This is a genomic window from Flavobacterium flavigenum, assembly GCF_027111255.2.
In the GTDB taxonomy this organism is placed as follows: Bacteria; Bacteroidota; Bacteroidia; order Flavobacteriales; family Flavobacteriaceae; genus Flavobacterium; species Flavobacterium flavigenum.
Genome location: NZ_CP114285.2, coordinates 4,615,749 through 4,629,802, shown reverse-complemented (window position 1 = coordinate 4,629,802; position 14,054 = coordinate 4,615,749). Strand labels below are relative to the sequence as shown.

General features: G+C 32.8%; 7 protein-coding genes. 1 reads left to right on the top strand and 6 read right to left on the bottom strand.

Annotated features, from left to right (window positions below; all coding sequences use genetic code 11):
• Positions 1-7: 7 nt before the first annotated feature.
• The 3 genes from OZP09_RS19210 to OZP09_RS19200 form a co-directional block, all read right to left on the bottom strand.
• Positions 8-1,495 (bottom strand): RagB/SusD family nutrient uptake outer membrane protein, encoded by a 1,488-nt coding sequence (locus tag OZP09_RS19210; protein WP_269235246.1) that lies wholly within the window; start codon positions 1,493-1,495, stop codon positions 8-10.
• Positions 1,496-1,506: 11 nt separating this feature from the next.
• Positions 1,507-4,542, bottom strand: coding sequence for a SusC/RagA family TonB-linked outer membrane protein (locus OZP09_RS19205; RefSeq protein WP_281309839.1), 3,036 nt, complete (start codon positions 4,540-4,542; stop codon positions 1,507-1,509).
• A gap of 242 nt (positions 4,543-4,784) precedes the next feature.
• The gene (locus tag OZP09_RS19200) at positions 4,785-7,586 is read right to left on the bottom strand and encodes a helix-turn-helix and ligand-binding sensor domain-containing protein (RefSeq protein WP_281309838.1); all 2,802 of its coding nucleotides are present in this window, start codon (positions 7,584-7,586) and stop codon (positions 4,785-4,787) included.
• A 189-nt stretch (positions 7,587-7,775) separates the two neighbouring features.
• Between OZP09_RS19200 and uvrA the strand changes: the two genes are divergently transcribed.
• Positions 7,776-10,574, top strand: a complete 2,799-nt coding sequence (gene uvrA / locus OZP09_RS19195; protein ID WP_281310772.1) for an excinuclease ABC subunit UvrA — start codon at positions 7,776-7,778, stop codon at positions 10,572-10,574.
• Between the two features lie 88 nt (positions 10,575-10,662).
• Here the strand turns inward: uvrA and OZP09_RS19190 are convergent, their stop codons facing one another.
• From OZP09_RS19190 to OZP09_RS19180, 3 genes are all read right to left on the bottom strand, one after another.
• The gene (locus OZP09_RS19190) at positions 10,663-10,962 is read right to left on the bottom strand and encodes a hypothetical protein (RefSeq protein ID WP_269235241.1); all 300 of its coding nucleotides are present in this window, start codon (positions 10,960-10,962) and stop codon (positions 10,663-10,665) included.
• Between the two features lie 270 nt (positions 10,963-11,232).
• Positions 11,233-12,702: an oligosaccharide flippase family protein gene (locus tag OZP09_RS19185; protein WP_269235240.1), complete on the bottom strand. Its 1,470-nt coding sequence runs from the start codon at positions 12,700-12,702 to the stop codon at positions 11,233-11,235.
• Between the two features lie 53 nt (positions 12,703-12,755).
• On the bottom strand, positions 12,756-14,039 hold the full coding sequence (locus OZP09_RS19180) for a glycosyltransferase family 4 protein (RefSeq protein WP_281309837.1): 1,284 nt from the start codon (positions 14,037-14,039) through the stop codon (positions 12,756-12,758).
• Between the last annotated feature and the right edge of the window lie 15 nt (positions 14,040-14,054).

The following is a 14,054-nucleotide window of genomic DNA, read 5'->3' as shown; positions in this document are numbered from 1 at the left end:
ATTGATGTTATTTAGTATATCCCGGATTTTGTTGCCAGTTTCCTGCTGCAAATTGAATTTCTTCAATTGGAATCGGAAATAATTCGTTTTTGTCTTTTTGAAAACCAGGAATTGTTCCAACTGCTTTGCCTGTTCTCACTAAGTCGAAGAAACGATGTCCTTCTCCAAAAAGCTCTAATCTTCTTTCTGCCCAAATAAAATCGGTCAATGCGGCTCCTGATGCTGATATATTGTGATTATTATCTCCAAAAGCACGTTTTCTAACTTCATTCAGATATGTCCTTGCTTTACCATCATCAATTCCTCCTCTGTTATAAGCCTCGGCAGCCATTAATAAAACGTCTGCATAACGGATTGCCCTGTAATTGTTTGGATTAGTTAAATTCAAATCTCCGGCTGCATTAGCGCTTCTTTTTCTTGGCAAATATTTTCGGTTAAAAAATCCTGTATCTTCATTCCCTTTACCATATTTAACACCCGTGTTTGCTGCTGCCCACGCTTTTATATCTAATATAGCTACATCTTTACGTTTATCTCCAACTTCAAAAGCATCTGCACTTTCCTGAGTTGGAATATTAAAACTGAATCCTGAAGTAAAAAGCGGCCCTTCATAACCACGTATGCCACTGAAACCAACTGCTACATTCCCTTCACTACATTGTAAACATCCGAATCCGGCACCTTCAACATCTGTATATTGTATTTCAAATACAGATTCAGGTCCGTTTTCCCCTTCCATCTCGAATATTGAATTATAATCTGTTACCAAAGAATAAGGAGAAGTACTAATTAAACTTTCTAATGTCGTGGCTGCCTGTACAAACTTATCCTGATATAAGTAAGCTTTGCCTAACAAAGCCTGTGCAGCTCCTTTGGTGACTCTTCCCTTTTGAGTTGTGGTTGGAGATAAGTTTGCTATTGCGTAAATTAAATCAGATTCTATTGAAGCGTATACTTCTGCTACTGAAGAACGCGGAATTTTAGTTTCATCTCCTAATTTAAATCTTGCATCGCCCTTCATAGGGATACCACCAAACCATTTTACTAATTCAAATTGGTAGTATGCTCTAAGAAAACGGGTTTCTGCAAGGAGTTGTGTTTTTCCTTCAAAATCTGTTTTATCCTTAAACTCAAGAATATAATTTGTTCTTTGCACTCCGGCGAACATCCAGTTCCATATATCATGTAAATTGCTGTTTACCGGCGTATGAATCATATCATCTACTTGTTGAAAACCCACCACATCAGTAGGACTTTCACCTCCAGCCAAAGTATTGTCAGACGCAATTTCTCCTAATAAAACATTTACATATGTAGATTGAAGTATGTCATAAGCGGCAACTAAAGCCTGATCATAATCTGCTTTTGAGTTAAAATAATTTTCTGAATCTATTGAATATTGTGGTTTGGTTTCTACAAAATCATCAGAGCAAGAAATAAAAACTGTGGTAAACAGTATTCCTGTTAAAAGAAATATTAGTGTATATTTTTTCATTTTGACAAAAATTAAAAGTTAAGATTTAGTCCTAATTGATAGGTTCTTGGTATAGGATAAAAACCGTAATCAATTCCTCCCGCGATAGGATCTCCGGTAGAAGCTCCAGGATCAAAACCTTTATATTTGGTAAAGGTGTAAAGATTATTAGCCCCAACATATAATCTGAGTTTTGTAATACCGGCTTTTTGGGTCACTTTAGAGTCTAACGTATAACCAATTTGCAAGTTTTGAATTCTCAGGTAAGAAGCATCCTCAACATAATAATCAGAGAATATGCTATTTGCTGTAGCTCCTGTTGTTACTCTAGGTGTTGAATTAGAAGTCCCTTCACCAGTCCATCTGTCTAATACATAATTTAAATGGTTAACATCAGAAAGATTTCTCTCGTAATTTCTTATTAAATCATTACCTACAGATGCATAGGTATAAACTGCAAAATCAAAATTCTTGTAATTCATTTGTACATTGAAACCCATAGTTGCAGCAGGTATCTGATCCCCGATATTGGTTCTGTCTTTACTATCTAAGAGACCGTCTCCATTTACATCTACAAATCTCAAATCACCAGGAGCTGCATTTGCCCCTAATGCCAGTTGTGAAGGATGAGCATCAACTTCGGCCTGGTTTTGAAAAATACCATCTGTTTTATATCCATAAAAATAGCCAATTGGTTTTCCTTCCTCCATTCTTGTCGGGGCTTGCTGACCTACAGAAAAAGCACCTCTTTCTATATAATGAGTTTCGTTATTTACTTCAAGTACTTCATTTTTAAGGAAAGTTACATTATAAGCAACGCTCATTGAAAAAGCATCAGAAAATTTTTCTTTGTACTCTACCGCAAATTCAATACCTGAATTCCGCACTGTACCCGCATTTATAGTTGGAGCACCAGCACCAGGAGCACCTATACCTCCAATACCCGTAACTGCAATACCAGGTATTAATAAATCTTTTCTGGTATCAATAAAATAATCAGCAACAACAGAAATTTTATTATCTAATAATTTCATATCGACACCAACATCAAATTTTTTGGCTTCTTCCCATTTAACATTCGGGTTTGCCAATACACCTTCAGCCCTGCCGCTAACCAATTCATCATTAAAAACATACGTTGCCTCTCCTGAAAGCTGGCTCAAATAGCGATAATCTCCAATCTGATCATTTCCTAAAGTACCGTAACTCGCTCTGAATTTCAAGAAATTAATTATTTTTGGTTTACCAAAGAAATTTTCATCAGAAACAACCCAGCCTCCGGTAAAAGAAGGAAAATATGCTATTTTATTATCCGGACCAAATTTTGTAGAGGCATCTCGTCTGATCATACCAGACAACAAATATTTACCTTTATAATCGTATTGTACTCTCCCAAAATAAGACAATCTTCTTTGGTCATAATTATAAGATCCGTTAGTCAAAACTTTTGGAATAGTTGTTATCAAACTAAGATCTGCAAATTCCCATGAATTATAAGGTACATCATAGCCTGTAGCTGAGAGTCCGTTACCCCAGGTCTTAAAAACTGTAGTACCAACCGTTCCAACTAAATTGTGATTTTCACCTATTTGTTTGCTATAGGTACCATAAAGATCGAATGAATAGTCATTATCATTTACGGCTCCCTGTGTTACAGAGCTTTGTTTTACATCAAATACTTTATCCCCATAACTTACTTGTTTTGCAAAATTTTTATACTCACTATTTGAAGTGTTAAAACCAATATTTCCAGAAAGTACAAAACCTTTGAAAATCTTATAATCCAAACCAAAATTCCCATTGATTTTCTTATAGTTATAATTGTTATATGTATTAGCAATTTGCGCTAATGGATTAATAATCTCATTTCCTAAACCATCACGTGGAATTATAGTAAAATTACCATTTGCATCATAAGGACTTATTGTAGCAGGAATATTTAATGCATTAAAAAGAACAGAACCCAGTCCATTTTCATTCAATGTCTTTCTTGTAAAATAGGTATAAATAACATTAGTCTTAAACTTTAATCTATCAGACACATCACCCCCTATTGCAACTCTTGCAGTATTTCTTAGAAAACCAGATTTCTCTCCACCAACAATTCCTTCCTGGTCAAGGTGTGATCCGCTTACCGAATAATTAATTTTCTCAGAACCTCCCGAAATAGATAAATCATGATTGATAATTGGCACTCCTTTTCCAAAAATCTCCTCTTGCCAATCTGTCCCTTTTCCAAAACCATTTACATTTGGATATTTAATTCCCTGTCCCGCATTAGCATAACTTTCATTTAATAAAAGAACATATTCTGTAGCATTTAAAGTAGGAAGTTTTCTTGAAGTTTCCTGAAATCCTGTATACGTGTTATATGAAAGCTTAGCTTTTGAGTTTCTTTTACCCATTTTAGTGGTAATCAATATAACCCCATTTGCCCCAATAGTTCCGTAAATAGCAGCCTGCGCATCTTTCAAAACAGTAATAGTCTCGATATCACCTGGATTAAGTAAACTTAAATCTCCAACATAACCATCAATAATTGCAGTTGGCTTATTTTCTCCATTAGTCGCAATACCACGTATACGAATGTCCAACCCAGCTCCAGGCGCTCCTGACTGGCTCGTTACATTAACTCCTGAAACAGTTCCTTGTAAAGCCTGCTCTACTTTTACAGGTTTTAAGGCTTCAATAGTTTTGCTGTCAACTAAACCTACTGATCCGGTAAGGTCTCTCTTTTTCTGTGAACCATAACCAATTACCACAACTTCATCCAATGACTTTGCATCATCGCTCATTTTTACAGTTATTTTGTTATCCGATACAGAAACCTCTTGGGTTCGAAAACCGATGTAACTTAAAACGATTATAGTTCCTTTTGAGAGACCTGATAATTTAAAAGAACCGTCAAAATCTGTTGTGGTACTTTGTGACGAACTTTTAACTTTTACATTTACACCTGGCAGCGACATACCTGATGCATCCAGTACTGTACCATTTACATCAAAAGCCTGCGAAAACGCAAAAGAGGTAAATAGTAACAATACTATTAATAATAATTTTGGTTTCATATTTAGTTAGTTTTTTATTGAATGATAAAATTATTGTATCTCTTTAACAATAAGATAAAAATAACCTCAACAAAAAACATACATCGTAAAAAATCAAGATTTAAAATACAAATACCTCAAAAAACACCTTCATTGAATACCCAATCACAAATGTTAATTTTTTTAACAAATAAGTGTATAATTCACAATAAAAGGCAAATGTTGAGGTAATGTATAGGTGTTTGTAGGATGCTTTAGGTTTACTATACAGATAAAATATATTCTACTAAACCAATTTCATGCTGCAAATACATTTTTTTGCGTAGACGATATCTTTTTATTTCAACACTTCGAACCGAAATATTAAATAATGGTGCGATTTCTTTTGAAGAAAGATTCAGTCGCAGGTAAGCGCACAACCTCAAATCATTAGGAGTAAGTAAGGGATGTAGCTGTTTTATTCTTTTTAGAAAGTCCTTGTCGGCATTATCAAAAGCTTCTTTAAAGACTTTCCAGGAATCTTCCTCAGTAATATTGTCATTTATAGTTCTGATAACGGATTTGATGTTTCTATTATCATCCTGAGCCGTTTTCTTTAAATCTTCTTTAATAAATGCTAAAAGTTCGTTCTTACTATTGAGACTCATTGTTGAAACCGCTAATTCCCTGTTTTTATTATCTACATCCTGAGATAATTGTTCGTTTCTGAGTTTCATTAACTGCTGTTCGTTTTCGAGTTCCTTGATTTCTAATAATAGATTATTTTCTTCTATTAGCTTCTCTTTTTGCTTTTGATAAAAGTTTCGGTATGCTTTATTAATAAAATAACCAATTACGACAAGCAGCAACAAATAAATAAAACAAGCCAGATTAGTTAAATACCAAGGCTTTAAAACTATAAAAGTATAAGTAGCTGTATTCTGCAAAAGTGTATTAGCATATTTTGCGCGGACTCTGAATGTATATTTACCCGGAGATAAATTTTTAAAATTCACAGAAGATTTTGTACTCCATTCACTCCACTCATTCTGAAAACCTTCTAATAAATACTGGTATTCCGAATTAATATACTTATTGTATTCCGGAACTGTATAACTTAATGTAATGTTGTTTTCATTCGATTTGAAACTCCTTTCTTCATTTAAAGCTACATTTTTTAAAGTTTGATTCTGTTTATTAACTAAAATCTCCGAAATAGAAACTGTATAATTTTTAAAACTTAAATCATCAATATTAAGCGTGTAATAACCATCTGTAGTCCCTATTAAATAAGCTGACTTTGAAATTTGAGTAATATTTTCAAAACCCAGCATAGAATTTGTTAAGGATGAAGGAATTGGAATAATATTTTGTTTTAACTGATGACTTAACTTACTGGCAGAAAAATAATGAATATAGTTCTTAGAAAACAACCAGATTTTATTCGATTTGTCAACAATCAGTTTACCCGACGTATATTGGTCTTTCTCAAAAATAGAACTCAGCAATTTATCTTTTTCAAATTGTTTTGTAACTGAATTCAATTTGAAAATTCCATCTTTGTATGCATAATATATCGCATTATTAAATTTTGTAAGACTTGCATTTTTTCCTTTTTTGGGAGAAGAATAGGCATAAAAATCTATTGACTTTGAAAAAGAATAATCGGTTTTGATCCTAAAAACCCCCTTGTATTCATGACTTATATAAATTTCCTGGTCTGGAGTAATTTCAAAATAACGCGACGAATAATTAAAACCTTCAATTTTGTTTTTAAATTGCCATTGATTATTAATTTTCTCTAAAACTGAAATCCCGTAGTAATTTCCCTGAAGCAATATATTTTTATGATTTGGCACAGGCTCAAATTTCCATGTTCCTGAATTCCTGAAAATATTTCTTGCCGAAGTATTTTCTACAATAAAAGTACCTGAATCATGACCGCAAAAAAGAGTATTATCATATTCAAATAATGACCAGACTTGCCCTTTTGTACCCTTTACAAACTGAAAATCTTCATTACTTTGGTATCTTTTACAAAACAATCCCTGATTAGTGCCTACATATAATATTCCGTTGTTTACAATTGAAGCATAAACAGTTCCTAATACTCCAGTATCGTCTGTAAAACTATGAACAGGAGTCTGTAAGTTTATACAATTAATTCCGTTATCAAGACCAATCCAAACATTCTGATCCTTATCTTCAAACAAAGACAAAGCGGTATTATTACTCAATCCTTTACTCTGCGAAATATGATAATTTTGTTTTCCTGAATCCGATAAAATAAAAACCCCATCAGAAACAGTTCCTAAAGCATAACTGCCGTCATGAAGTTTCTGGCTGCTATACACAAATCCTGATTTTATCTGTGAATCTACTTCTGTTTTAAAAGGAGTTAAAACTGTACCAGCAAGTTTATAAAATCCGCCTAATTGTGTCAGAATCAGTAAGCCGTCATCAACTGCAAAAACATTTACAATTGTATTTTTTTTCAGAATAGGATGCTCTGAAATCAATTTTCCTTTTCCTTCTTCGATTTCGAACAGCCCCTCATTTGTGGTTTGGTAAAAAATCGAATTTTTAATACAAAATGATTTTACAACACCATTTTTAGGCGCAATAATTTTGAATCTTTTTGTTTTGGTATCGTAAATATAAATTCGGTTCAAAGACTGAAACAATACCCATTGATCATATTTTAAAATATTCCAGAATTGTTCGTCGTCCAGAATTTTATTTTTGATTTTGTCGCTAAGTGAAATATATTTTAACTTACCATTTGACTGTCTTGTCCAGTAACCAAAATTCATGTAGCAACCTGTATAAACTTTATTATCGATTACTTTTACCGATCGCATTATGGTTTCGTTTGGCGTTGAATATAACTCCCAATTTGTTCCATTATATTCTAAAAGTCCTTCATTATTGGCAAAATACATTATGTTTTGCTCGTCCTGTGCAATCATCCAACTTTGATTTCCTGCACCATGAACAGTCGAAGGATATTTTACAATTGGCGGTAATTCCTGAGAAAACAGACTTACAGAAATCAAAAAATACAGAAAGCAAAACTTAGTCTTCAAATTTATAGTGTTTTAATTTGTTACAAAAACACTTCTAAAATAGCTTATTTTGAATCAAACCAGCAAATTTTAATATAAAATAATAGCTATAAAAAATTGTTTTCTATCCAGATTCTGTTAAAATTTGGAACAGCCACCTTAACAAAACTCATTTCAAAATTGATTACTTTTGTAGAAATTGACTTTTTTATGCAGATTGATCTTTCGACACTAGACCCAAAACATAATATCATCATTAAAGGCGCTCAGGTACATAATTTAAAAAATGTAGATGTTGCTATTCCGCGAAATAAACTTGTAGTCATTACAGGACTTTCAGGATCTGGAAAATCTAGTCTGGCATTTGATACTTTATATGCCGAAGGACAGCGCCGTTATGTTGAAAGTTTATCATCATATGCGCGTCAGTTCTTAGGGCGCTTAGACAAACCTAAAGTTGAATACATAAAAGGAATTGCTCCGGCAATTGCAATTGAACAGAAAGTAAACACCACCAACGCCCGTTCAACTGTAGGGACTTCAACCGAAATTTACGATTATATCAAACTTTTATATGCCAGAATTGGCCGTACTTATTCTCCGATTTCCGGCAGAGAAGTAAAAAAGAATACTGTAACCGATGTTATCTCAGATGTAAAAACTTTAGAAATAGACAGCAAATGGCTTTTATTGTCACCTATTCATTTAGAAGAAGGAAGAAAGCTTGAAGACAAACTTAAAGTCCTTTTACAACAGGGATTTGCGCGTATATTAATTGATAACGAAATGGTTCGTCTGGATGAATTTTCACCTTCCGATATTCACAAATTAGACAATAAAGACATTTTATTAGTCATTGACAGAATCGTTGTTAAAGAGGAAGAAGAATTCTACAACCGTCTCGCAGATGCTGTACAAACCGCTTTTTTTGAAGGAAAAGGAATTTGCTTCCTTCAGGAATTAGGTACCGATAAAAGATTTTCTTATTCTAATAACTTTGAATTAGACGGCATTACGTTTTTAGAACCAAACGTTCATTTATTCAGTTTTAATAATCCTTATGGAGCGTGCCCGGTTTGCGAAGGCTACGGAAACATCATTGGTATTGATACCGATTTAGTTGTACCAAACACAGCATTATCTGTTTTTGAAAGTGCCATTTATCCATGGAGAGGCGAAAGCATGAGCTGGTATAAGGATGAATTAGTTAAACATGCTTATAAATTTGATTTTCCAATTCACAAACCGTATTTTGAACTTACAGAAGATCAAAAAGATTTAATATGGAAAGGCAATCAGTATTTTCAGGGATTGAACAGCTTTTTTAAAGAACTCGAAGAGAAAAATTATAAAATTCAAAATCGGGTAATGCTATCCCGTTATCGTGGTAAAACAAAATGTCATGCATGCCGTGGTAAACGTTTGCGTGAAGAAGCTTCATATGTAAAAATAAGCGGAAAAACGGTTTCTGAATTAGTGGATTTACCAATAAAACACTTAGTGACTTTTTTCAAAAACATCGAATTGAATGTTTACGAACAACAGATTGCCAAACGTTTGATGGTTGAAATTAACAATCGTCTATCCTTTTTGACTGAAGTTGGTTTAGATTATCTTACTTTAAATAGAAACTCAGCATCACTCTCCGGAGGTGAATCCCAAAGAATTAATCTTGCCACTTCGCTGGGAAGCAGTTTAGTAGGATCAATGTACATCCTCGATGAGCCAAGTATAGGATTGCATCCAAAAGATTCTGAACGATTAATAAAAGTTTTGCTGTCGCTTCGTGATTTAGGCAATACAGTAATTGTAGTTGAACACGATGAAGATATAATGAAAGCAGCTGATATGATTATTGACATTGGTCCTGAAGCAGGAACTTTTGGAGGTAATCTTGTAGCTCAGGGAACATATGATGAAATTTTAGAGTCAGAATCCCTTACTGCAAAATATTTAAATGGTGATTTAGAAATTTCTGTACCTAAGAAAAGACGTAAATTCAAGAATCACATTGATATTATTGGGGCCAGGGAAAATAATTTAAAAAACATTAATGTTACTTTTCCATTAGATGTTTTAACTGTTGTAACAGGGGTTTCAGGAAGCGGAAAAAGTACCCTTATTAAAAAGATTTTATTTCCGGCTATGCAGAAAAAACTGGAAAGTGCTTCAGAAAAAGCGGGTCAGTTTACCGACATACAAGGATCTTTTTCTCAAATAAAACACATTGAGTATGTAGATCAGAATCCTATTGGAAGAAGTTCCAGATCCAACCCTGTTACTTATATAAAAGCTTATGATGATATTCGTGATTTGTACGCCAAAGAAAAACTGTCTAAAATAAGAGGCTATCAGGCCAAACATTTTTCTTTTAATGTTGATGGTGGCCGATGCGAAACCTGTAAAGGAGAAGGCTCTATAAATGTCGAAATGGTATTTATGGCTGACGTTTCTTTACCGTGTGAAACCTGTGGAGGAAAACGATTCAAAAAAGAGATTCTGGAAATTAATTTCAACGAAAAAAACATCAATGATATCCTGACCATGACTATCGATGATGCTATTGCTTTTTTTGAAAAAAACAAACAACCCAAAATCACTCAAAAACTGCAGCCTCTTCAGGATGTTGGTCTAGGTTATGTTCAGCTCGGACAATCTTCTTCTACCCTTTCCGGAGGCGAAGCACAACGTATTAAACTTGCCTCTTTTTTAGTAAAAGGTGTTACGAAAGACAAAGCGCTATTTGTCTTTGACGAACCGACAACAGGATTGCATTTTCACGATATCAAAAAACTACTGGCTTCATTTGATGCCCTAATTGAAAAAGGACATTCTATTATTGTAATTGAGCACAATCTTGACCTTATAAAATGTGCGGACTGGATTATTGATTTAGGTCCTGAAGGAGGTGAAAACGGCGGTCATTTATTAGCTGCAGGAACTCCTGAAGACATTGTGAAGGTTAGCGAGTCTGTTACAGGGATTTATTTAAAAGAAAAACTTCAATAAAAATAAATTAGCCACAAATTATTCTTTTTACTGAATTGTAATAAGTAATAATTTGTGGCTATTTTTTAAAATTGCTTCGTCCTGCGCGTTAAGCAACTAAACATCTTTCTTCAAAGGGAACACCATCTTCATCTATAGCGACTAAAATCTTTTTTTGTTTAGACGCTTGGACTGTAAGATACAACCATGCTACTGACCATAGACCTAATGTTAGACAAAATATTATAAAATTGAAACCATGATCTACAGCTTTTCCTCCTTTTGAAAGTACCGCAAAAAGCATTTTGTCATTGCGTTCCTCAAGTATAAATCCATTATGAACCTTTTTAGAAATCATATTAGAGAATACTTGTAAACTTTCCTCCTGGCTGAATTGATTGTTTTTCATAATCATTAAATTAAAACTAATCTTATAAATTTTAAACAAAATTAAACAAACTCAATACTGCTAACAATACCCACTTTTAGTGATTTACAAATAATTTTTCAGTGTAAAAGAGATTTTCTTGTTAATCCGTGAACATAAAGGTAGTTTTTATCTTATAAACTACAAATAAAACAAATGTTAAATTTAGATTAGAAGTGTCGAAAATGTATTATGTATTATCAAACTAATTCAATTTTTTAATACTAGGTATTTGTACTAAACAAATCTTGTTTAAATTTTCATTCCAATTTTTCTTAGAAGACCATCAACAACTTTATTTATATCTGGCGATATATTCAATTTATAATTCAGGTATAGATATAAAATCGTGACCAAAATGGATTTCATAGCAATTCCAATCAAAGGATAAATTGGAAAATTCCAAAAATAAAACGCTAAAAACAAAGCTGTTGTAACTCCTAAAGAATATAAATTCTGTATTGTAAAAGGATATAAATGAAGTTTTTTAACTACAAACAATAATTTGGCTAAACTATAAAAAGTAATTGACAACAGGGTGGCAAATGCCGATCCCATAATACCATAAAGGGGTATGAAAATTACATTTAAAATAAACGTCAATATAACTAAACCTAAACCAAGAAATAATACCGTTTTGTAATATTTTGTATTGAAAATAATAGCATTATTATTTCCCAAAATTAAATCGAAATATTTTGAAAGACCTATCATAAAAACTACAGGAATTCCTCCCCTATACTCGTCAGGAACAATCTCATATAACTGATTGATATTAACAAATATGCACAGCATAACAAAACCACCTACAATTTGAAGATTTATAGATGTTTTTTTGTATAAAATATTTAATTCGTCATGTTTGTTTTCATGCATTAATTTGGCAGTAATCGGATATACGATTTGATGCATGGCACGACTTGGAACAGAAATAACTAGGGCAATATAAGTTGCAACAGAATAATAAGCAATATTCTTAATTTCCATGTATTGATTCAGCATTAGTTTATCACCATCTAAAAGCAGATTCGCAACACTTCCAGACAAAATAATGTAAAAAGTATATTCCATAACACTTTTTACATTGTCCGGAATTGTAATTTGAAAATTCGGCCTTTTAATATAAAATGCGTAAAACATCGTGATCAAAAAAGCTACAAAATAAATTATTGCAGTCAGGTAAACAAATTGAACCAGGGATATCCAGTTAAAATACAAACCAATTAAAGCAAAACTAGAGAATAATCTCAAACCAACTTCCTTTATAAAATTACCAAAAACCGAATGCATATGTACTCTTGCCCAAGCGTAAAAAATTTCAAAATACGCCATGCAAATTCCAATAAACGGAATTAAAAGCATAAACTCCCTGACAACAGGGTTTTCCTTAGAAACAAAATCTGTTATATCATCAAAGAAAAAGATTCCGATAATCCCCAAAGGAACGCACATTAATATCGGAAACAATGCTGTAAAAGACAAAAATTGCTCTCTCTCCTCTTCAGTATTATATTGTGAATAAAATTTGACTAATGTATTTTGCATCCCAATAGCAAATAAAGGCATGATAACATTTGCGGCAGAAAGAATATAATTTGTTAAGGCATAATATGTTGCTCCTAAATAAATTGGGTACAAATAAAGAGTATTAATAGCCCCAATGCCGAAACCTATATAAGTAATTATAGTATTTTTGAAAGATTGATTTAAAACAATACCCATGTTCGAGTGTAAATTGTTAAATTTAGATTATTTGGTTTGTTTTGGAAAACTTGTTACTTTATCAGTTGAGCCAATTCTCTGGTGAGATTTTTCCTTGAATATTGTTGTAAACCAACGCCATGAGCCTGCAAGTTTCCTTCTAAAAACTGATTATAAAAGTCCAAAATTACACTTTTTAATTTCGCTTTTTCAGAATAATCAAAAAATACCCCTGTATTGGTTTGTTTTATAATATCAGCAAAATCAGAACCTTTAGGTCCAATAGCAATTATTGGACGATTTGAGACCATATATTCAAATAATTTTCCCGGAATGATGCTTTTAGTGTCTTCAGAATTAATTTCGATTAGCAGCAAAACCTGAGATTTTTTTTGATGAGCAATTGCTTCATGATGTGACACATATCCGAGAAGGTTGAGATATGAATTGAGATTAAATTCAGCAATACAATCCAATACTTCCTGACTTACAGCTCCAATTAATTTAATTTCTAAATGTGATTTAAAATCAGGTACCTCATTTAACAATTCAATCAGACATTCCCATAAAAACCTTGGATTTCGATCTGATAAAAAGGAACCAATATGGGCAAGAGTAAATTTAGTATCTAAAACCTGCTTCTCAACATTTTCAATGTCATACCCATTTGTAATAACTGAAATAGGTTTATCGGTTATTTCCTGAAATTCTGCTTTAGTCGTTTTACTTGTTACAATAATTTCATCTGCCGAATTAAGCACTTTATACTCTAACTTTTTATGTTTTTTTTCAGCATAAGAAGATAAACGGAGCGCTTTATGATAACCTATAGTTGTCCATGGATCACGGAAATCAGCAAACCACTTTACTTTCAGTTTCTGTTGCAATTCCAAACCTATCAGATGGAGACTATGAGGGGGACCCGAAGTCACAATCGCATCAATATTGTTTTCAGTGATGTATTTTTCTAAATAAGAAACAGAAGGTTTAACCCAAAAAACACGTGCGTCTGGTATAAAAAGATTACCGCGCACCCACAAAAAAAGTTTATCAAGAAAGCTTTGTTTTTTCTTATTGGGCATAATTCCCGAAGCGATTTTCTTCGTTTTATTTTTTGAAAAAACAGAAGCCAGCTGATAAGGTTCCCAAATTTTATTCTTTAAAACAATTACTTTATCTGAAATCTCATTTACTAAACCTTCATCAACAATTGGATAAGTTGGGTTTTCAGGCACATAAACAATTGGCTGAATACCAAATTCAGGCAGGTATTTTACAAATTTGAGCCAGCGTTGTACACCTGGCCCTCCTGCCGGCGGGAAGTAATAAGTAATTATTAAAAGTTTTTTTTGTTCCATATTCAGATTCCACAG